Annotated in this window: 20 protein-coding genes and 1 pseudogene; 1 reads left to right on the forward strand and 20 read right to left on the reverse strand. The window is 34.3% G+C overall.

Going from position 1 to position 20,824, the window contains the following annotated elements; genetic code table 11:
* Window positions 1-283: 283 nt before the first annotated feature.
* The 10 genes and pseudogenes from ACTQ5K_RS23565 to ACTQ5K_RS23610 form a co-directional block, all read right to left on the reverse strand.
* Complete coding sequence (locus ACTQ5K_RS23565) at window positions 284-1,090, reverse strand: hypothetical protein (protein ID WP_109769406.1); 807 nt, start codon at window positions 1,088-1,090, stop codon at window positions 284-286.
* 526 nt (window positions 1,091-1,616) lie between these two features.
* Window positions 1,617-2,522, reverse strand: coding sequence for a phosphotransferase (locus ACTQ5K_RS23570; protein WP_109769404.1), 906 nt, complete (start codon window positions 2,520-2,522; stop codon window positions 1,617-1,619).
* 74 nt (window positions 2,523-2,596) lie between these two features.
* The gene (locus tag ACTQ5K_RS23575; RefSeq protein ID WP_349205313.1) at window positions 2,597-2,791 is read right to left on the reverse strand and encodes a hypothetical protein; all 195 of its coding nucleotides are present in this window, start codon (window positions 2,789-2,791) and stop codon (window positions 2,597-2,599) included.
* A 37-nt stretch (window positions 2,792-2,828) separates the two neighbouring features.
* Window positions 2,829-3,221, reverse strand: a pseudogene (locus ACTQ5K_RS23580) (Vgb family protein); the annotation flags it as partial.
* 297 nt (window positions 3,222-3,518) lie between these two features.
* Window positions 3,519-4,328 carry a nucleotidyltransferase gene (locus ACTQ5K_RS23585; protein ID WP_109769403.1) on the reverse strand — a complete coding sequence of 270 codons (810 nt, stop codon included), beginning with the start codon at window positions 4,326-4,328 and terminating at the stop codon, window positions 3,519-3,521.
* A 190-nt stretch (window positions 4,329-4,518) separates the two neighbouring features.
* Window positions 4,519-5,352 carry a nucleotidyltransferase domain-containing protein gene (locus tag ACTQ5K_RS23590; protein ID WP_109769402.1) on the reverse strand — a complete coding sequence of 278 codons (834 nt, stop codon included), beginning with the start codon at window positions 5,350-5,352 and terminating at the stop codon, window positions 4,519-4,521.
* 14 nt (window positions 5,353-5,366) lie between these two features.
* Window positions 5,367-5,906: a GNAT family N-acetyltransferase gene (locus tag ACTQ5K_RS23595; protein WP_109769401.1), complete on the reverse strand. Its 540-nt coding sequence runs from the start codon at window positions 5,904-5,906 to the stop codon at window positions 5,367-5,369.
* Between the two features lie 18 nt (window positions 5,907-5,924).
* Window positions 5,925-6,863, reverse strand: a complete 939-nt coding sequence (locus ACTQ5K_RS23600; RefSeq protein ID WP_109769400.1) for an aminoglycoside phosphotransferase family protein — start codon at window positions 6,861-6,863, stop codon at window positions 5,925-5,927.
* A gap of 20 nt (window positions 6,864-6,883) precedes the next feature.
* Window positions 6,884-7,615, reverse strand: a complete 732-nt coding sequence (locus ACTQ5K_RS23605) for a MerR family transcriptional regulator (protein ID WP_441994373.1) — start codon at window positions 7,613-7,615, stop codon at window positions 6,884-6,886.
* Between the two features lie 35 nt (window positions 7,616-7,650).
* The gene (locus ACTQ5K_RS23610; protein ID WP_109769398.1) at window positions 7,651-8,517 is read right to left on the reverse strand and encodes an Hsp33 family molecular chaperone HslO; all 867 of its coding nucleotides are present in this window, start codon (window positions 8,515-8,517) and stop codon (window positions 7,651-7,653) included.
* Between the two features lie 257 nt (window positions 8,518-8,774).
* On the opposite strand from ACTQ5K_RS23610, the gene catA reads away from it, so the two are divergent.
* Window positions 8,775-9,425: a type A chloramphenicol O-acetyltransferase gene (catA, locus tag ACTQ5K_RS23615; protein WP_109769397.1), complete on the forward strand. Its 651-nt coding sequence runs from the start codon at window positions 8,775-8,777 to the stop codon at window positions 9,423-9,425.
* A 99-nt stretch (window positions 9,426-9,524) separates the two neighbouring features.
* Here catA and ACTQ5K_RS23620 read toward each other — a convergent pair whose 3' ends face one another.
* From ACTQ5K_RS23620 to ACTQ5K_RS23665, 10 genes are all read right to left on the reverse strand, one after another.
* Entirely contained in the window at window positions 9,525-10,421 is an 897-nt protein-coding gene (locus ACTQ5K_RS23620) for an aminoglycoside phosphotransferase family protein (RefSeq protein ID WP_109769396.1), read from the reverse strand.
* Window positions 10,422-10,482: 61 nt separating this feature from the next.
* Window positions 10,483-11,340, reverse strand: coding sequence for an aminoglycoside 6-adenylyltransferase (gene ant(6), locus ACTQ5K_RS23625; RefSeq protein WP_109769395.1), 858 nt, complete (start codon window positions 11,338-11,340; stop codon window positions 10,483-10,485).
* 92 nt (window positions 11,341-11,432) lie between these two features.
* Window positions 11,433-12,164, reverse strand: a complete 732-nt coding sequence (locus ACTQ5K_RS23630) for a methyltransferase domain-containing protein (protein ID WP_109769394.1) — start codon at window positions 12,162-12,164, stop codon at window positions 11,433-11,435.
* A gap of 158 nt (window positions 12,165-12,322) precedes the next feature.
* Window positions 12,323-12,913, reverse strand: coding sequence for a GrpB family protein (locus tag ACTQ5K_RS23635; RefSeq protein ID WP_109769405.1), 591 nt, complete (start codon window positions 12,911-12,913; stop codon window positions 12,323-12,325).
* A gap of 233 nt (window positions 12,914-13,146) precedes the next feature.
* Window positions 13,147-14,052: a phosphotransferase gene (locus ACTQ5K_RS23640; RefSeq protein WP_109769393.1), complete on the reverse strand. Its 906-nt coding sequence runs from the start codon at window positions 14,050-14,052 to the stop codon at window positions 13,147-13,149.
* 46 nt (window positions 14,053-14,098) lie between these two features.
* Window positions 14,099-14,773: a YqeB family protein gene (locus ACTQ5K_RS23645; protein ID WP_109769392.1), complete on the reverse strand. Its 675-nt coding sequence runs from the start codon at window positions 14,771-14,773 to the stop codon at window positions 14,099-14,101.
* An 81-nt stretch (window positions 14,774-14,854) separates the two neighbouring features.
* Entirely contained in the window at window positions 14,855-15,499 is a 645-nt protein-coding gene (locus ACTQ5K_RS23650; protein ID WP_262393312.1) for a TetR/AcrR family transcriptional regulator, read from the reverse strand.
* A gap of 2,063 nt (window positions 15,500-17,562) precedes the next feature.
* A complete protein-coding gene (locus ACTQ5K_RS23655; protein WP_349205315.1) occupies window positions 17,563-17,727 on the reverse strand; it encodes a hypothetical protein in 165 nt (54 codons plus the stop codon).
* 71 nt (window positions 17,728-17,798) lie between these two features.
* Window positions 17,799-18,662, reverse strand: coding sequence for a cation diffusion facilitator family transporter (locus tag ACTQ5K_RS23660; RefSeq protein WP_109769390.1), 864 nt, complete (start codon window positions 18,660-18,662; stop codon window positions 17,799-17,801).
* 509 nt (window positions 18,663-19,171) lie between these two features.
* Window positions 19,172-20,725, reverse strand: coding sequence for a TnsD family Tn7-like transposition protein (locus ACTQ5K_RS23665; protein ID WP_349205316.1), 1,554 nt, complete (start codon window positions 20,723-20,725; stop codon window positions 19,172-19,174).
* Between the last annotated feature and the right edge of the window lie 99 nt (window positions 20,726-20,824).

Here is a 20,824-nt window from a genome sequence, read left to right on the forward strand (position 1 = left end):
TTTCTTTATTTTTGCTCATACTACCGCGCTTGCGTTTGGTTGGCGGTCTAACGACCACCAACCAAACCAGAGGGTAAATTATTTTCTACCCACAAACATTTTACTCATACTAATGGTTTTCTATTCTTTTATACCTAAAATAACTTTAGCTATGATTTATTTAAACATCATTTCGGTTCCCATAATTAGGTTTTGAAGCATTTTATAACATTAGAAAAGACCGACTGTACTTAATGCAGTCGGTTTTCTAATACCACTAACCCGCCCGTTCAACTTATTTACTTTACTCCCTGTTTTTAGGTATGAAATTCCTTACAAACCTATATTTTTTCTGGTCATGTTGTGCATATAGATAGCCGAACACACTGAAGACTATAGCACCAAGTAGGTTAACAAATAAATCCTTCATTGTATCAATAATTCCAATATCAAGATATCCGGCATCAATAACGGTTTCAATCGTATTTCCCCCATCGTCTTTACTTTCTATAACTGTGCGTTGGATATTTTCAATACGATAAAGGACCTTGTTTTCTTCTCCAAGACTTACACTGTTAATTTCCTGAACAACTCGGTCCTTTTGCATATCAAGATTCATCCAACGGTCTGCGGAGTATTCAAAAAACTCCCACATAACGCCAACGGTCATCGAAAAACAGAAAGTGACTATCGCAAGAAATAATGGGGACAATTTTATACCCTCGGCATTCTTATTTAACAAATAGACTAGCGAGAAACCGACACCTGCAGCTAAAAAGCCATTGAGTGTATGAAGTGCTGTATCCCACATTTTAAAATAACCATAAAAATCACTCAGTTCCCCCAGAATAGTCGAACTAAAAATAAATAAGATGATGATCAGTTCTAACAAGTTGGGAATTTCAATTTTAAACAAGCGTTCTACAAGTTGAGGGATCTCAAATAAGGCGAGCGTCAACGCAAGAATAAAGACATCTCCCCATCTTTGCATAAAAATTATATTATTGACAAGGTTTACAACCGCAATTGCACGAAATACAACATACACTGCAACAATCTTCTTGTTGGCTGTTGTCGTGCTGCTAGTAAATAATTTTTTTAAGATGTTCATGAGTAGCATCCTCCAATACATTAAGATATTCATCTCTTTTTATTATAGTTTGCTTATAAATCCCGCCATTAACACCTCTTATCGGAATCCCTCCAATATATCAGAAAATTTATAAACTAAGAAAAGGAAACCCTTGAAGTGAAAAATAGCTCGTTTTTGTAAGTTAATGGGGTTCTATAAAGGATGAAGTTACCCAGTTTCCATAATTCCCTACTTACCAAAAATTATTAAAAACTTTATAAATCATATTAACTCTCACGTTACGGGATACTTTATATTAACTAGCAAAGGGAGGAAAACAAAATGAAAGTGAAGGAATTCTCTTAATTAGTGGGCGTAAATTTCACCATTATTACCTAAAGAAATAGACTGAATCACTATTAGATCCAGCCCAAATTTGTATTGATTTGAGAATACTCCCCCTATTGGATGTTGATTGAAAAACTATTGAACTGCATATTGTTTTCCCCGTTGAACTTTTCCATTTCTTTACCGTCCGGAAACCACCTATTTAGCAGGGATGTAGTTACATTCCAGTCAAACCTAATTCCTTTTTTGCCATCTGTACATATTCATCCTGACCAGATATTAAAGCAAGTTCCGCTATATCAACAGGAAAAGTAGCATTTAATTCAATAATATGTTCCTTCATCCTAGGCCAATGATATCCTCCAGCTTCTTTGTATGCCTTTATGAGTGCATCAAGACCTTCTTCACCAAAAACCCTATAATGTCCCATGAAATCTCTGGAAATATCCGCCACCTTGGCTTCTGTCCAATCAATTAACCCCGTTACATTTCCTAATTTTTCAACGAGAATATGTCCTGGGTGTAAATCTCCATGGATTAGACCTGTTTCTTTTGGCCATAATTCTTCATCATTCAACCATGTTTGCCACCTATTCCACAACTTCTCTCCAACACCGAATTTCTCCTTAACTGTATCCATACGTCCTTTCATGTTTTGTTTAACTTCCTCTGCAGTTTGGACAACAACTCCAGCTTCAGATGCTTTCTCCTTTGGAATACGATGAAGCATTACCAGGGTTTTCCCAAGCGTCTCGTAAAAACTTTCCGGTATATTATTTTCATCAATCTCAAATACATAGGCCTGTGCTTCAGGGTCGATGGTTCCCGCTGGAACACCATGCAACATTTTATACGCTATAAGCTCTTCTGTGTAGATTTTCCAATTGGGGGCTTCGAAATCAGCGTACTCATTTATAAGATCCAGTGCTATTTTTTCCGCCTTCGTTCTAGGAAATACATCTTTTCTTCTCGGAATACGTAGCACCCATTCATTTCCTTCTTGATCCTTGGCAAATACAACCTGAAAATCTACTCCTGATTCATTAAAAACGAAAGTATTCTCCTTCAATTCAAGACCATGTTTTTCTGCAAGTTCCAATACTTCTTTTTTTGTTTTACTCATTAACCATCACATCCAAATCTTTTATTACTTTGGTAGCATTAGTCTCGATGAAGTTCTTTAAAATTCATAGAATTTTATACGTCTTTTAAAAAACTTACCAGAACCTCCGTAAATTCCTTTGGTTTATCGTAATGGATATCATGTCCAGGAGTATCAATATTAATTCTTTTTCCATTAACTAATAAACTAACTACTCGATCAGCATCCTCATCCGATAACGCTGCTACTAATAAGTTACCATCATAATTTGTATTTGCTTTTAAAAACACTGTTGGACCTTTAATTTTTGATAATATTTCTGTCTGAATTAGGTAGTTCATATTCACATATGTTGCCATCTTTTGAAATATTCCCTATTCGATTTCCATTAATTTCAGTAAACCATATTTTTTTATTCGGTCCTTCTGTAATACCATAAGGTCCTGAAATCGAATTAGGTAAAGGATACTCAACAATAATTCCTTCTTTTGTAATCCTTCCTATTTTATTTGCTCTATTCTCAGTAAACCAGACATCATCGTCTGAGGATACTGTTAAGCATAACACTTTCGCATCCGGGGTCGGTATTGGGTATTCAACAACTCTCCCATCCGACTGAATACAACTAATCTTATTTGCTTTGTGTTGTGTAAACCATACTTCTCCACTGCTTGAAACAGCTACTCCGTACGGTCCCGTATTTTGATCTTCTAAATCCAACTACTCTTGCAATATATATATTCCATAAAAAATACCCCCAATCTCTATTCCGAGACAGGAGGTAAATTCAAACGCAAATATATACTTAAATAAACATGTTCAGTGAGAACAGTCCTACTAAAGTCAAAATGCACATGACATTAATCCTATCTCAGAAATCAGTCAATAACAAATAGTGTTCATCAATTTACCTGAATGAACCTAAAAATAAATTAACTAAATTATTGATTTCTTCTAAAATTAGGATTATATGATCATGTGTATTTATTCACCCTTTCAATAATTACTTTACATTATTTAAGACCAATTCGTTAATTGTAAATGTAATTTTTTTAAAAACTTTAAATTAATGTCAAATTGGTAGTAATCAGCAAGTACAAGAACCAACCCTTCAACTACATGCAATGCATTAGAATAGGTACGATATAATTCTTCCTCATCTAACTTGGATGTAATGGAAACATACTCCGCATACGCCTCTTCTGAAAGATCGTATTCCAAGTTTTTTGTAGCATTTAACCAACGTTCTACATTATTTTCCCGAATTCTAATCAATTGTAATACATATTTCTGTACATAAGATAAACTTTCTAATGCACGAGCGTATTCTCCTCTTTTTAGAATATTCACACCCATAAGCCATGCATTAACCAAGTTATTAAATGCAAAATTCACATTATCATTTGTCTTTCTTTCTGGTCCATCACCTTTTAGGAAATCTAAATATCCCTTTAATTTACCAGTCGAGTCATAGATAAACATGGATTCTGTGTCAGGAAAAACCCCTGTGTCTTTAAAAGACTTAATTATATCCATATCAGACTCTGAAAGAAAGTGAAATTCACCTCTAATAAGATTACTAAACACAACAACTTCTGTTCCAAATTCGTTAAAAAAGAGTAAATCATAAGGTTCAACATCCATCAACCAATCAGAAGATTTAAAATCATGAACCTGTTTATCTTTGAGAAAAATATAGAACTCAATATCAGAGTATTGATCTCCTTCACCTTTCGTAAAAGAACCGTACATCATACATGCCGATATTCGAATATCACGCTCACATTTTCCCTTAAATTTATTTATTAAATTTTCCTGTAGTAACATATACAATACATCCTCCTAAATTTTAATATTTAAAGAAGTTTGTATATCTACTACCGGACAACATGAACAACACATAGTTAATGCTCCTTTCAACTACATTTTTTATTTTATCATATTTAACAGTGCCCAACAATCCAACCATGTTTCCCTTTTCTATTCTTTTAAGTCCAGAATTACCTCTAGCAAAAATCTATTTAAGCAGCATCTCTGTTTCCGCAATAAGTTCTTGTAACATATTTATTCCTTTCCTTGTATTATCGGGATTGGTAGAGACTAATGTTACAATCTGGCCAATTTTATTTTTATATTCGTTGGGTTTTCTATTAAACCCATCAATCATTCGAACAGCCTTTTTCTCATTGATACAGTATTCTTCATTTATAGCAAACAGGACTTGATTTAAACAGGATATGGTTCGAAAGCAGTGACCTGCAACATACGAAATATCATCCTTATCCACATTATCTTTCGCAAACATCAAAGAGAAGGACGCTTCAAACATGAAATAGCCGATTATAGCTTCTTTTAATGGTTGGGGATATGGTTTTGTCTTAGCTTTTAAATTAGATATTCGGCTCGCTTGTTCAGATAATATCTTACAAATTGAGATTTCCCCCATATACATAACATTTAGATAAGCATGTGGATGCCCCGTATGATAATGGGCGGAAGCATTGCCATTTAAACAATTATTAATCACTTTCGATACTCTTTTAACATCACGAAAAATCAAATCAACATGATAGCCCTGAACAACAAGCCATCCACCACCATTTATCCAAGCACCCCATTCACCTAAAGATGTAATTAAGTTTTCTCTATGGTCATCATCCAATTTTGTTGCTATTTCGCTGACCTCCTGGACATCAAATCCTGCAGACTCATCGTAATATATTCCAATATCAATATCGGATGTTGGATGATTCGTTCCTCTTGCCCTTGAACCACCTAAAACTACTCCTACAATGCCAGGTATATCTTTCAGTTCTTTATTTATTTCATCAATAATTCGTTGAACGGTCATTAAAATATCAACTCCTAATCCACAAAAAACACACTTGGGTATTCAACAACTCCTGAAACGTTATCGAGAGTATTTTCACGTAACTCGATTACCATGAATGCTTCATCTGGTACTTCGAAAGGTGCTTTTATTTCCCATATAGATGCTTTTTTGAACCCGAATTTCGGATAATATTCTGGATGTCCCAAGACAACAACAGAATTGTATCCAAGCTCTTTCGCTTCTTTCAATGCTTCGGAAATTAAAAGTCTACCTATTCCTTGATTTTGATATTCAGGTAAGACAGAAACAGGTGCAAGAGCAAGTGACTCAACTGTTTGATTGTCATCCATTATGTTTATTTTAGATAGAAGAATATGCCCCACAATGCTTTCTTTATCTTTATCTATTGCCACTTGAGATAATTCTGGAACAAATGAATTTGAATTTCTGATTCGTGCTACCAAGTGATGCTCACTTTTATCACTGTGCTCAGCATCAGCAAATGCAAGTTCAACAACTTTTTCAGTTAATTCATAATCCTTTACTTCCTCTTGTTTAATTATTATACTCATCTTCTCTAACTCCTTTTTTCACACAAATCGCAGTTCTTCCCGTAAATAATTCATTGTCACAAGTCTTTCTTCATCATTCTGTTCATCAAATAAAAGTTGTTCAATAAACTCCCATATATCTTCTAATCGTCTTTTCCCTTGATAAAAAGTCATTGCATCTCGATTGATTGAAAAGTTTGGATGAGTTTTCCGATAGATACTTAAAAATTCATCAAAATAGGGTTTATCAACTAAGAACATTAGGTCAGCTTCAACAGGGGCTAGTTTTAATCCTTCCCAATCAATTAACAATAGCTGGTTCCCGGATTGCATTAAATTCCAATTGTGCAAATCTGTATGGCATAAGGCCATTTTCAAAATAGGGTTTTTCAAGTTCTGTGAATACTCTTCAACCGTATAAATCAACTTATTTAATTGTGGAATGTAGGAATGAATCAATTCCCATACATCGGATGGAAAATCATTTCTCCCTTTTTGCAATATTTGCCTCAACATCTGTAAAAATGGAACCTCAAAATCTTCTTTTATGGCATCCGTCCTAATTGGAATGTCATCACCATATGAATGAAGCTCTGTTAAAATCTTTGAAAGTTGATCAACTTGATTCCCTGTCAAATCCTGATCCCCAATAGTCTCCCCCTCAATAAAATCATAAAGCAAATAAACACCATACTCATCTTCGCATTTATATTCCCCACTACTTGTTATCAAAGGGACGGGTATTTTTCCTTGCAAATCGCTACTGTTTTTAAGCCACACCATAATTGGCACATATTGATCAATAAGAGCAGTCAATTTTGGTGTGGAAGATCTACTTTTTTCATATACCTTTAAAAAATAACTTTTATTTTTGTTAGACACTTTATAGGCGAGGGATGCCCAACCACCCTGCTGGGACAACACATCAGTAATATCTATATTATAATAGTCTTTTAAGATACTTTTTACTTGATCCATATTATTTCCCCTATAATATTCTATTTGCTTACCTTCAATGCACCCTGTATATATTGATAGATTTCACCGTCTAAGCCATACTGCAAATCATTATCAGGGTTCTCCTGATGGAATCTTTCAGCCTGTTTCCATATCTCAGAATCATTTATGGTAATAGAATGAAGTATTTTTCTCCATTCTTCCGCCAATTTCCTTACTTTTGCATTCGAAGGTGGAGTGCCATTATCCATTTCAACACGTATTTCTTCTAAAATCGTCTTAAATTTTTTCTCTGCACCTTTTAGATCATCCTTATCAATCTTATTATAGAAATCCCTTATGCTCTCTAACTGCTGTTTTGAAAAATATATTTCTTGGTACATTTTCATTGCTCCCAGTAACTCTGTTATATCTTTTACGGACATCATTTTTTTACTTCGAATGACATTTGCAGTGAGTTCTAATTCATTTAATAAATTTTGTTGGACTTGTATGTCCCTTCTTAAACGATCTATTTGTGTTTCGATGATATTGATAGCAGAATTTTTTTCTCTATCCTCCATGACTTCCTTTATATCATCTAACGACAATCCCATTTGTTTTAAAGATAAGATTTGCTGCAGATTCGTTAAATCGGATTTCGTATAAAGCCGATGTCCTGATTCTGTATATTCAGATGGAGAGAACAATTGAATTTGATCATAATATCTTAACGTTCTTATTGTTAAGCCTGTCAATTCTGCAAGCTCTCCTTCTTTCAAATACTCTTTCATCCTCACCAATTCCTTTTTATAAAATGAATTCTTCATTAAAGAAGTGCTTGAAGTTCACTTTGATTAAAGCTATATGTTCTCCCGCAGATTTGACAGCCAGTTTCAATTGATTCTTTTTTACTAATTGCTTGCTTTATCTCGTACTTATTTATAGCATATAGCATTCCACAGAACATTTCTTTTGAGCATCCGCAGAAAAATTGAATAGGACTGCATTCCATGAATTTTACATCCTTAAATAGCTCACTTAGCTTTTCTTCAATATTGTTCTCGTTATATTTTCCCAAATTGTTAAAGAAGCCCCTATTAGTATGAAAGGTGTGTTTTATTTCATCAATCAAATGAAGCGAAGCACCTGGAAGCAATTGTGCGAATATAGCATTACTAAATAATAGCCCCTCCTCATGATTTAGCCCAAGATTGGTTCCGATAAAGGTTTGAGTTTGCTCACTCTGAATAAAATAATGTGAAATATCATCAACAATATTTTGGTAAGGCATATCTGTTATCCCAGTAAACTGATTCATGGCAGAGCCCTTAATTACTCGTATACTTCCCTTTTCACCAATAAGTTGATTGAGCGATACATTACTTATAAACTCCGGAGAAGCATTTTGTAGTCCTTCATTAAGATAGCCTCTTACATTTCCTCTAGCATCTGCATCAGCAAAGACCTTATATTTTGGGTCACTCATTGTAATCTGAAGACTTACACGCTGATCTCCTTTTAATGTTCCCGACATTAGGCTCACAGCAGATATTGTTTTACCTAATAAGAGCATTTGCAATTTATTCATTTCTTTATTTAGGTTAAAAATAGTATTTATCAATTTAGTATTATCAACAAAAAACAAACGAACTTGTTTGTCGAATATGAGGGTCTTAACAATAACATTTTGCATGGGTAGGTTTCCTTTCAATCATTATTTTCCGTTAAGTCCACTATAAAACATTACCTTACGTAAGGTTCAAGGATAAAGTTATTTTCACTTTTTTGAAAGAGTTAATAAATAACAGATACACATACGTGAGAGAGGTTGAAAATGAAGTATGTATGATTTAGTATCTTAACTACAGAATCATTAAGAGGTGAGGATATGGTAAGAGCAGACAAGTTAGCCTCCTAAAATCAAAAACACATTTTTAGGAGGCTAATTAAATGAAATTTAATATTATTGATAAAGAAGAATGGGATAGATTACCGTATTTCGAGCATTATTTGAAGCAACAGTGCACGTTTAGCATGACAGCAAATATTGACATTACATCGTTATTGGAACAGCTTCAAAACAAAGGAATAAAGTTCTATCCAGCCTTTATTTACATGGTCACTAGGGTAGTAAATTCTCATGAAGAATTTAGAACTTGCTTTAATGATGAGGGTGCACTAGTTTATTGGGATAGAATGATTCCAAGTTATACAATCTTCCATAATGATAACAAATCGTTCTCAAGCATATGGACTGAATTTTCTGATGAATTTCATATCTTCTATAAAAACTATCAAGATGATATTAAGCAATATGCAAATGTTAAGGGGCTTTTTACAAAAGAAAATGTACCAGAGAATTCTTTTCCTATATCTAGTATTCCTTGGGTTAGTTTTACTGGCTTCAACCTAAACGTAAATAATAATCATGACTTCTTACTACCAATTATTACAAGTGGGAAATACTTTAATCAGGAAGAGAAAATATTGTTGCCTATTTCATTACAGGTACATCATGCCGTTTGCGATGGATTTCATGCTAGTACATTTTTAGAGGAGCTACAGCAATTAGCTCATAATTGCTTTGATTGGCTCCCATAAATATTGAAGTGGTTTTCATTTTAGTTAAGGAGTTGTTTCGACGACTCCTTTTCTAATTATACTAATGCAATCTATCTTATATCCAGTAAAGCTAAATGATCAAACTTTGCTCCAAGCCTCCGCAACTTTAAGCATTTGTAATCCCATTTCTCCCTGACCAATTTTTATTAGGAATAATCCAGTAGATACAGACTGAATAAATCCCCATTCCCATATTGCTTGAGGATTTATACTAGTTATTTCACTTAGAAGCAAACACCGTTTACGACCATTCTCCATTGGATTGATGGTTAAATCATCTAGCCATTCACGCATCAATACACCAAGATCATATGCTGGTTCGGCAATCAAACCATCGGGGTCAATCAGTTTAAATGAGGCCTTAGATTTTGTCATGTCTTTTAAAATGTTTCCGCTATGTGCATCACCATGAACCAATACGGATGTTTCTAGGCTGCTATTTGATAAACGAGACTCTAGGAATACCAGTGCTTTTTCGATTAACAGTCTGGAACATGGGCGTTCAAGCTCTGCCCAAAGTTCGGGAATAAAACTTGAAAACCAATTTATGATGTCCTTGCCTGATTGCAGTTTATGGTCTTTCGGTAAAGATTTTCCCCATGATTTTTTCAATGCATTACAGATAATCTCAATCTGCATTTCTGCAGGATAGCCCATATCTTTTAAAGGAGAGCCTAATTTCTCTAATAAAATTGCTCGTTGATCCATATTATAATTTAGTAATCGAACATAACCATGCCCATCGGCAATCTTTAAAGCTACTATTTCCTGTTTAAATGCTGTGTTTCCTTCCATTGGAGGCATGGTCAATTTTAGTATTGCTTTATCCCCCATCCTAGTCGTAACTTCAGCAACAAAAGCCTCTGTTCCACCGTTTAAACTTTTGCCTAGCCTTATCTTCCATTTTTGTTCTAATAAATGAGTGACCTCACCTAAGTTCCTTAGCCAATGTTCACCATCAACGCCCAAACTCATTGCTTTTTGCTGAACCGTCGTTGGAACTACAATTTGACTTTTAATTTTTACTCATCTCCCTCTATCCATTCAATGATTTATAAATGTTTTGCGTATATTTCGTAATGTCTTGATCATAATCTGGATACTTATATCCAAAACGCTCCGCCACAAATTTAGAGTATTTTCTAAATAACTCATAACAAGTGAGCAAGGCCCGCCACACACTTGGGTAATCACTTTCTGAATATGTAGTAAGCAATGTATCCCAATCTTCTTTGGGTAAATACTGATTAATAAATTTATAGTTTTTCCCAACGCTGAAGCTAAAGCCTTTTTCTAATCCTATTTCCCAAGACATCATTCTTAACAAATTAGGTCTAGCAATTTCGTTTAAATGGTCAATTGCAAAAAGGATTTCTTTTCTCGCTAATCCTTTTACTACATAGGTTGAAACCCACCAGAATTCATTACAGCAATCATCAAATTCTCTTGCTGTTGGCTTATTAATCCAATACTTACGATCACTCGGTATAACATCATTTTTAACAAGTGAATCCTTATCAAGCAGCACTTCTACTAATCCATCACTCTTAGAAAAGTAATCATCCACTTCGTTTATTGGAATAAGTGTTAAGTCTAATTTATTGCCATCCTCAAAAAGCATGAGATAAGAAAACCAATTCCCTAACTCTGGTGGAAAAAGCTCCATATCTTCTGGTTTCTGCATTATCAAACGCTTTCCAAAAATATCTAGCCATTGATCATTTTCTTTGAAAGAATCCATGTCTGTTACAAAATAGGAAATATCATAATCTTGGAATGGATCTTTGGGAATGTTCTTGTTTGTACGAGATCCTTCTAGTGTTACAAGTCGAATTCTATTATCATTCCTCGCAAATTTAATGAGCATATCCATCATTTCTTGTTCACTTCTCATTGTAATTTTCCTCCAGTATTTGTGCCATATACCAACGAAAAATCTCAGAGAATTTTTGTTCTGAGATTTCTATTAGTACACTTTGAAAAATATTACTTCTCTGCCGAGATAATTAAAAACATTGGTCTTCTGTTTTCATCTTTCATTTCCGGTATACTCCTTACCATTTCTTCGGTAGCCATAGGTTCCTTAACTAATTTAATTGAAAAACCAGCTTGAATCACATCATTGATATATGTTGCAAAGGTACGGTGATATTTGATAACGTTCTCCGTTAGGAAGGTTGTATTACGCACGCCTTCAGACTGATAATTGTCAACAGGCCAATATAGGCGATTTCCATGGTTATCATAATACCAATCTTGTTCGTTCCGAGAAGTAAAAATAGGATGTTCAACAGAAAAAACAAAAGACCCTCCTGGCTTTAAAAAACCATAAACTTTTTGGCAAACTATCTCAAATGACTTAACATAGTGAAAAGCCAACGAACTGATTACCACATCAAATTGTGAGTCTGAAAAATTTATGTCTTCAATTGGCATTTTAATGTATGAAACTGCAGAGTCATCCGTCATTTTACGAGCTTTTTGAAGCATTTTTTCAGAAATATCTACACCAATCACCGAACTTGCTTGTTGTTCACGTGCGTACCTACAATGCCAACCGAAACCGCATCCTAAATCAAGTACATTCTTATTTTTAAGCTCTGGCAATATTGCTTTTATTACTGGCCATTCGCCTGCACCTTCAAGTCCTTTGACTGATCGTGGCATTTTTTCATATTCAGAAAAAAAGACAACATCGTCATATTTATTTTGCTTCATTGTTTTAACATCTCCAATTAATTAGACAACCTAGTCTAATCTTTAATCTCCCACGCTGGGTTCCAGACGACTTCCCACAAACCAAAGTTTCTTCATATAATAGTTACGTTATAATTTCTTTAATTGTTTTTGCAATTCCAAAAGTCTTATCAAGCATACTACTCGATTGCCTTTGCTCTTTCCATAATTTCTTGAACTATCGAATTTTTGGCATCCGCATAGTGTTGGACATGTCGCCATTCACGCCCAGCTAGGTTTCGCTTGACGGTTGCATATTTATCTCGATCGGAACTGCTGGTCCGTAGCCAATTGCGGAAGCGTAACATTCTATCAACCTCAGAGGCTCCTTCACTAAATACATGCAGATTAATATCAGTATCGGGACCTTTGAATAGACGATGCTCAAACCACTCGGGTTCTCGAATACGTAAAGTGTAGTCAGCTTCCTCTAGGTCTGAAACATATGTTGATTCATCGGCAGAGTTCTTTACAACCATTAGAATGTCAATGATTGGTTTGGCACATAGCCCCGGTACTGAAGTAGATCCAACGTGCTCCAATTGCAATACCTTGCTTCCGAGTATGTAACGAATCCTATTTGCCTCTTGGTTGAATAGCGTTGGCCAGTGTGGATTATACTCATGAAGTATGATAAGAGCATTGTGAGGTTTACTTTCTCCAACCGTTGCTTTCTGAATCTCTTTGTCACTTTTAGAAATTGAATTTGAATCGTCTCGAATTGATGGCATTTGCTCCACCTCCATAAAGAAAAAAACTGGACCCACTATTGAATCCAGCTCTGAATTTTGATTGATTTTTGATAATAAAAAACCGATTGGTTGATTATTGAAAACCATTGGAATTCATACGGATTTCTATTGATTTCTCTCTAATCCGTTCCCATTAAGAAACCGAGAAAGTATTAATTGGGGAATCTTACTATCTTTCCCTCGTCTTTCCGCTACTATATTTACATTTCAAGTTACATTCCAGCTAAACCTAATTCTTTTTTTGCCATCTGAATATATTCATCCATCCCAGATATTAAGGCAAATTCGGCAATTCCAACAGGGTAGGCAGCATTTAATTCAATAATATGTTCCTTCATCTTAGGCCAATGATACCCTCCAGCTTCTTTGTAAGCCTTGATAAGTGTATCAAGACCTTCTTCACCAAATACTCTGTAATGGCCAACGAAATCAGTAGATATATCAGCTACCTTCGCTTCTGTCCAATCAATTAAACCTGTTACATTTCCTGACCTTTCAACGAGGATGTGTCCTGGATGTAAATCTCCATGAATCAGTCCAGTTTCTTTTGGCCACATTTCTTCATTATTCAACCATGTTTGCCACCTGCTCCATAACACCTCTCCCACACCAAATTTTTCCTTAACAGCATCTATACGATTTTTCATGATTTGTTTTACTTCCTCTGGTGTTCGGACTATAACTCCAGCTTCAGATGCTTTCTCCTTTGGAATGCTATGAAGTGTCGCCAATACTTTTCCAAGCGTCTGATAAAAACAATTCGGTATATTATTTTCATCAATTTCAAAAACATATCTTTTAGCTTCAGGATCAATGGTTCCTGCTGGAACTCCATGTAACTTTTTATAAGCTATCAGCTCTTCTGTGTAAATTTCCCAATCAGGAGCCTCAAAACCAGCATACTTGTTTATTAGGTCCAGTGCTATTTTTTCTACCTTCGTTCTAGGGAATACATCTGTTCGCCTCGGAATACGCAGCACCCATTCCTTTCCTTCCTGATCCTTAGCAAATACCACCTGAAAGTCTAATCCAGATTCATTAAAAATAAAAGAATCCTCTATTAATTGGAGACCATGTTTTTCTGCAATTTCCAATACTTCTTTTTTTGTTTTACTCATTACTCATCACATCCAAATCATATTTTTTGAAATAATAGAGACAATATTAGTTATGAAAATTGCGTATATATTGATCCTCACCTTTATCTTTCACAACAAATCCAAGCTCATTTAAGTCCATTCTTAAATGTTTTATTTTTTTCTTGTCTCCTTCTCTAATTGCTTTCCTACGTTCATATAATATGGCATTGACGTTCTCGCCAACCGTACGGTCTTCAAGAGTCCAGAGTTTGTAGTCATCAGCATACGGATCTTGTTCACTCCACGGATAATGATGATATAGAAAGCCCTCTCGTACTTTCGCTTTTTTTATATCTGTCTTTTCTCTTAAAAGTTCTTGTCCCTTTTTTCCAGTTATTACAACTGTATGATCCTCCATAAAAACTTCTTTAACATCTGATTTTGTAATTCTATTTTCTTTATCATCTTTATTAATCAAAATTTCAGTATCTCTAATACTCATTTTCAAGGCTTCACTATAGACTGTTAATGACAAAAGACTCCCTATAATCACACCTATAATCATCAAGATAATAGACACCCAAAAAGGGTTAAATGAATCCAATAGTTCAATGACCTTTGAATCAGTAAATAATGGTATTTTTTTTACTAGGTCAATCAATTTTGGGAGGAACCAGCCTATCGTTCCTAATACAACAGGAAATAAAACTGCAAAGAGTTTTTCCAAGAATCCCATACCAATTATGGATGTATCTTTCATATTTTTTTACTCCCTCATTCTATTTTAAAATAGTTGATTTTTCTTATATTTCTATTCTAAATTACTTACATTTTTTGTTATCTATTTTGTTGCTATACCCACAATATCTATTAGTTCATCACTATATGTTTCCAGATCCACCTTTTTGGTAATGGCGGATAACATATACTCACTAATTGCCCCTTGAATCATATTAGCCATTACATCCACATTAAAGGCTCTAAATTCCCCTTTTTCTTGACCGTCCCGAAGGATTTGATAAAGCTCATCCATCAACGGATCTTTATCATCACTATCAGCTAATTTATAGTACGGAATATTATCAGGGGTCCTCGCATTAAAGATAATTTCAATCAGAGCTATATTTCGTGCGTGATATATGCCTTGATAAGCTAGGCTTGCCATTATAAATGTATTAAGTTTTTTCTTTGGTGTATCTTCTTTCCTTACCTTCTCCAAAATATAATTAGTGGAGCTTTCTAATAGATTCATTAACAAATGATTCATCAAATCATTTTTATCCGAGAAATGATAAGAGATTAGTCCGGTACTTATGCCTGCCCTTTTTGCTATCTGAGAAAGGCTCGTCTTTACATATCCGATTTCATCAAGTGTTTGAATTGCAGCCTCAATAATTTGTTCACGCCTAGCTTCAGCGATGAATGACTGCTTTCCTTTCTCATTTTTGTTAATAGGATTCTCCATATTTTCTCCATTGTTACTCATTAAAAAACCCCCTTTTGATTGATTGTTTAATTTTTTATTTGAATGATTAATCAAATTTTAATGTAAAAAAATATGGGTGTCAATATTCAATTGGTTGTATGAGACGAGGGACCAACTTCTCAGTCTCATACGTTTTTCTATCTATCGAATTTCATTACGTGGGTATTACAGTTTTGTAAGAGAAAAAGACTGAATCCATTTGGATACAGCATGAAAATTTGACTCAATTATTTTCGATTGATTTTCTCAAAAATGTTTTGTAACCAATAGAGTAAAAAAGCCTTAGAAAAAGAAATAAAAGAAAAACTGAAATGGTTAAATCGAACTAATGAAAAATATCTTGTTTTTTTAGCAAGACTTATTATTTCTCAAGCTAAGGAAATGGTTCTTAAATCTCTTGAATACATAGATTATGCTCTCGTTGAACAAATACGAGGTATTGTCTCTTTACAGAGTCTATTGGATGTTGTGTCAGAAAAACAGAATCAAGAGAAATAATTAACAATCCTATTCGAGGGATATTGAACAAAGAAAAATGACTGTACCCATACGGTTCAGCCTAAATTTCCATTGATCTGCGAATGAAACAACTGGTTGAATAACGATTGAATACATAAATAACTGCCCGCTGCTCTTCCCGCTTCCTTTGCCGTTTGGATACCAACTATAAAGCAGTAGGTACGGACTTTTTATCATGAGGAAGAGGAAAGTAACAGCTACTTAATCTTGCTGGATAGTTAACTATTTGTCGTGTATTTTTTAGCTATAGTTTCACTTCCAATTGCACCTATGAATATTGGACAAGGGATTAGAGGGATATTGAACAAAAGAAAAAGACTGGATTTCTATTGGATCCAGCCTCGAATTTTAATTGATTTTTGATTGAAATAAACAATTGAATAACGATTGAATACATATTAGACTGCCCGCTGCTTTTCCAGCTTCCTTTGCCGTTTGGATACCAACTGTTTAGTAGGTACCGACTTTTTAGCTTAGGGAAGATGGAAGTGACAGGGATATATCAAATTCCTCATTCCATTTTTCTTTGCAAATTGATTATTCTGGATACTACAAACTTAACCACAATTCCAATAGTAAGGTAAATAGGGAACGAATATATATACTCCCAATTTATAGGCTTATATAATTTTAGGTAATTAAATAAGGGTTGTCCAATAAAACTTCCTGTTAAATGAGAATTAAGTTTGCTGAAATTGGTTATTGGGTAAACCCCTTGATACATCTGACTTCAATGGCATTTCCCCAATTATTCTCTGAGAATAAAGTTTGCTCAAAGATTTGCTCACTTTCTGCCGTAAATTAACACATAAAATTAATATGATGAGAATAAAGTTTGCTTAGTGATATAGGGGCGAACACCAAATGAATTAAGTGGTCAACACTAAAAAAGGCACCTTTCGGTGCCTCCTGTACCATATCCGATTCATGCCTTCGGATGGAGTATCTATGCAATTGTATTGTTTATATTTGCTCGAATTGCCGATATTGGCGGAATTATGTATTGGGCTTTGGATTAAGAGAAGCCATTTAGTGGGGTAGAGTATATGCCGAGTATGGAGAAGTCTTTCAATATGTGGGGGATGGGGTGCACCATACGATGGATAGGTGCTAGTATAGGTATTTCATTAATGATATTCGCACCTTGCCAATAAAGGGGGTATCGAAGATACCTTTCCTACTACTACTAGATAGTCTAATCAATCGGTCTTATTCATAGTACCTTACCGTCTCTCCTATACCACCGTCATTCCCATACTTACCATGTTACCAATACCAAATTATTCATTTATATTTATATTTATTTCTTTATGGGCGAGTGCTAAAGTCTGAAGCGGATCACACGTTTCGGGACGTGGGCTTCCATTAAAAGAAGCAGCACACTACTATATCTTAGGGTTTCGCCTTACCACCGCTATCCCCTTACTTACCTCCTAACCCCATACCTAATTATTTATATTTATTTTTTATGGGCGAGAACTCTGCTTGGGGCTTCTTACATGTTGCCGGACGGGGGTTTACCTTGATAGATGAAGCACACTCTTTTACCTTACGGTCACTCTTACCTCATTACCCAACTGATAAATTGCATATAAAACATACAGATGGCTAGTTTTTATACGTTCTGGGAAGGTTGGAAATACTTTTGTTGTATCTTTAGCAAGGTAAATAGCATCTAGTATTTCATTCAATTTTTTTGAAGTATCCATATTCAAACTCCTTCAGCTAGTTAATTATGAATAATAATTATGATGCATAACTATTGTTGAAATATTGATGATTATTTTACATCTAAATAGATATTATTTGATGGTATTTTGGTATGCTTTGAAACTAATTCTTTTATTACATTTTGCATATTTTCAACTAATTTTGAAGAAGATTTTACTCTAATTAATGTGTAAACTTCTTCCTCGTTTATACACCATACTTTTACATCCTCAACAGTTACATCTTCGTTCATTTCTTGTAGAGTATTTTTAATCTCATCGACGGAGTATCCATTAGGGGTTCCTTCCATTAATATATTAAAAGATGCCTTTGTGATTTTAACGCCACCAGCAATGATGATGATTGATGTCAATATACTACCGATTGGATCTAACCATATTAGCCCAAAATATTTAATACCCAATGCTGCGATGACCACACTTACACTCGTAAATAAGTCAGCCAAAACGTGGAGCATTGCACTTTTTACGTTTAAATTAGAATTAGCCTTCGTTAAAATATAGCCTACTATTCCATTTACAATCAAACCAATGATACCAACAACCAACATTTGGTTTGGAATAATATCTATTGGATTAATCATGCGACTAATCGCTTCAGCAATGATAAATATGGGGATAATCACTAACGTTAAACCATTAATAAAAGCTGCGATTGGTTCAAATCGCTTGTAACCAAATGTCTTATTTTTTGTTGCTGCTTTGGTAGCCATAATGGTTGCAATCAATGCAAGAATCAATGAGAAAGCATCTGAACCCATGTGTATACCGTCACCCATCATCATTAAGGAACCTGAAATAAATCCATAGATAATTTCAACTAAAGCAAAAAACAGAGTTAAGGATGCAGCCCATATAAATAATTTTTTGTTTTTCTTTCTACTAGATTCAAATTGTGCATCATTACTACTCAATTCACATCACCCTCTTAGTTAGAATTATTATAAATATATATTACGAGAATTATTATTGGCTGTCAAGTTCAATTGAGAATTTACCTCCACAATTGATAATGATAATTATATTCAATTACTTTTATATTAACCTTCATAAGGTAGATTCTTATAAATAATTAATAATAATTATCATTTAATTATAATTTTAAAAGAGAGTGTTCCTTAGTATTTTTTATGAAATATTCATTCGTAGATAAGTTATTTATCGAATCATAAAGGTTACATTTTATTATAAGCATAATAAAGCGGTACCCCTTTTGAAATATCGTACCTGTAGAAAAACAATATTTTTAAAAATTACTATGTCTTCTTCAACAATCCTGCACCGTTTGTTCAATAAGGGCAACCTGAAAAAACTGTATAAATATTAGTGATTATAGGTTTTTTTAAGAAATAATTCATAGCGATTAATAAACATACTGCCGAAATATACATTAATTAAATGCCAGAAACAAAAACACTTCCTATCAAATGTTTGTTTTAAGAAATTTAAGAACCTCCTCATAAAACTCCTGTTTAATTCCTGCTTTTCTTAAAACTTTCCATTCTTTAATCACTTCCCCCTTCTCCATCATTTCATTAATTACATACTTTACCCTTCTTAAACGAAAATCCTGTTCTGATTCAGAAACTTGTTCAATGAACACCCTCGTTTCCGGCAACTTATCCAAATGTCTTTCCAATAAGGCTCTTTCACCAATGCTATCTCCAAGTATCTTAACCGTGATTCTTACTGGCTTCTTATCAATGCCTCTTAACTCACTTACAACCTTCTGAACCTTCTCTAATATTTCTTTATCCCTTTCTAGCCAATTGACTCGGTTATTTGTTGGGTCCACCTTCTTCCTCTTCGGTGAATTTACCTTTAACCAATCTCCATCATGACGATACAAATAAGCATACACTTCGGACCTTTTCTTCCTCAATTCTGTTTTTGAAAGGCCAGGAAAATCCCTTTGAAGATGAATCCATTCATAACGGTGTTCCTTTACCAAATCACTATCTATCCGAACTTTCGCCTTTTGTTCACATTCAATATTTTTCTTTTCATATTTAATTACTGTATTGGTATCAACACCAAGTATCCTAGCAATCTCTCGATAACTCAATCCATCATTTAATAATGTTTGCAGCTCTCTCTTCCAAAGGAAGCCAAAATCCATGATTCGGCTAAACTTGTAACGATCATCTTTGTTATTGTCCTTTCCCTTCCTTGTATAAGAAAAGCCACAAGTCGGGCAAGTAAACCGTCCAATTGGCTTCTTCGTCCTTTCACATCTTCTAATCGTTATCTCCGGTATGACGTTTTCCTTATAATCTGGACATGTGGTATTTAAACAAGGCCAATTCGGATTATTAAATGGATTATTTTCAAAAGAAGTTGCCTTAAACACTGCATCCAAGTCTAAATCAAGAAAGTTGAGCATCAACAAATGGTAATATGGATGGAACGATTTTCGATGTTTCCTTGAAAAGTTAGCTATCCATTCTTTATCCCCAACTTCTATGTATAGGTTCTTCAATAACTCTTTAGAATAAAAGTTATAAATGGCCTCATGTAACAATTTCTGCTTTGTCTGCCCTTTAAAACTAGCAAAATCTTTATCAATTAAATGATAGCGATAAAACTGTGTAAAATGAGAAAATGGTTGATTTTGATACTTCCTATTCAGCAAATGCTCTGCTTGTAAAACAATATTTTTGAGTTGTATTAGGTTGTTCCAAGTAATCTTTCTCTTTCTGTTCAAATGACAGTTGCTAGTGGCTGGTAAGACAAAAGCATGTTTATTAGAATGAGTTATCAATACATCACTATCCTCTAACCACAACTCATGCTTAGTACAAATGAGATTTCCAGGTAACTGATGGATTCGGTGCCAATACATTTCTCCATACGTAGCTATATCTTCTTCAGCACAGGCTGAACAATACCTTAGAAACCTGTTTTGTGGTATCGAACTTGCCATTATACCCGATTGCATGTAAATCTTCTTTCCGTCATCACTTGTCGATTGAGTCAAGTTTTTGTGGGAGTTTTTTTTAGCTCCCTTTTTATAAAATAAAACTTTTAATTTTGTATCCGTTTTCTAAATATTTTCTTTCATCAAAATTTCGTTTTT

It is taken from the genome of Niallia sp. Sow4_A1 (assembly GCF_052116745.1).
GTDB classification, from domain to species: domain Bacteria; phylum Bacillota; class Bacilli; order Bacillales; family Cytobacillaceae; genus Niallia; species Niallia hominis.

Coding starts and splice junctions, on each gene's coding strand:
- ACTQ5K_RS23565 (WP_109769406.1), bottom strand. CDS start 1,090: ATGAACATCTTAAAAAAATTATTTACTAGCAGCACGACAACAGCCAAC.
- ACTQ5K_RS23570 (WP_109769404.1), bottom strand. CDS start 2,522: ATGAGTAAAACAAAAAAAGAAGTATTGGAACTTGCAGAAAAACATGGT.
- ACTQ5K_RS23585 (WP_109769403.1), bottom strand. CDS start 4,328: ATGTTACTACAGGAAAATTTAATAAATAAATTTAAGGGAAAATGTGAG.
- ACTQ5K_RS23590 (WP_109769402.1), bottom strand. CDS start 5,352: ATGACCGTTCAACGAATTATTGATGAAATAAATAAAGAACTGAAAGAT.
- ACTQ5K_RS23595 (WP_109769401.1), bottom strand. CDS start 5,906: ATGAGTATAATAATTAAACAAGAGGAAGTAAAGGATTATGAATTAACT.
- ACTQ5K_RS23600 (WP_109769400.1), bottom strand. CDS start 6,863: ATGGATCAAGTAAAAAGTATCTTAAAAGACTATTATAATATAGATATT.
- ACTQ5K_RS23605 (WP_441994373.1), bottom strand. CDS start 7,615: ATGAAAGAGTATTTGAAAGAAGGAGAGCTTGCAGAATTGACAGGCTTA.
- ACTQ5K_RS23610 (WP_109769398.1), bottom strand. CDS start 8,517: ATGCAAAATGTTATTGTTAAGACCCTCATATTCGACAAACAAGTTCGT.
- catA (WP_109769397.1), top strand. CDS start 8,775: ATGAAATTTAATATTATTGATAAAGAAGAATGGGATAGATTACCGTAT.
- ACTQ5K_RS23620 (WP_109769396.1), bottom strand. CDS start 10,421: ATGAGTTTGGGCGTTGATGGTGAACATTGGCTAAGGAACTTAGGTGAG.
- ACTQ5K_RS23630 (WP_109769394.1), bottom strand. CDS start 12,164: ATGAAGCAAAATAAATATGACGATGTTGTCTTTTTTTCTGAATATGAA.
- ACTQ5K_RS23635 (WP_109769405.1), bottom strand. CDS start 12,913: ATGCCATCAATTCGAGACGATTCAAATTCAATTTCTAAAAGTGACAAA.
- ACTQ5K_RS23640 (WP_109769393.1), bottom strand. CDS start 14,052: ATGAGTAAAACAAAAAAAGAAGTATTGGAAATTGCAGAAAAACATGGT.
- ACTQ5K_RS23645 (WP_109769392.1), bottom strand. CDS start 14,773: ATGAAAGATACATCCATAATTGGTATGGGATTCTTGGAAAAACTCTTT.
- ACTQ5K_RS23650 (WP_262393312.1), bottom strand. CDS start 15,499: ATGAGTAACAATGGAGAAAATATGGAGAATCCTATTAACAAAAATGAG.
- ACTQ5K_RS23655 (WP_349205315.1), bottom strand. CDS start 17,727: ATGGATACTTCAAAAAAATTGAATGAAATACTAGATGCTATTTACCTT.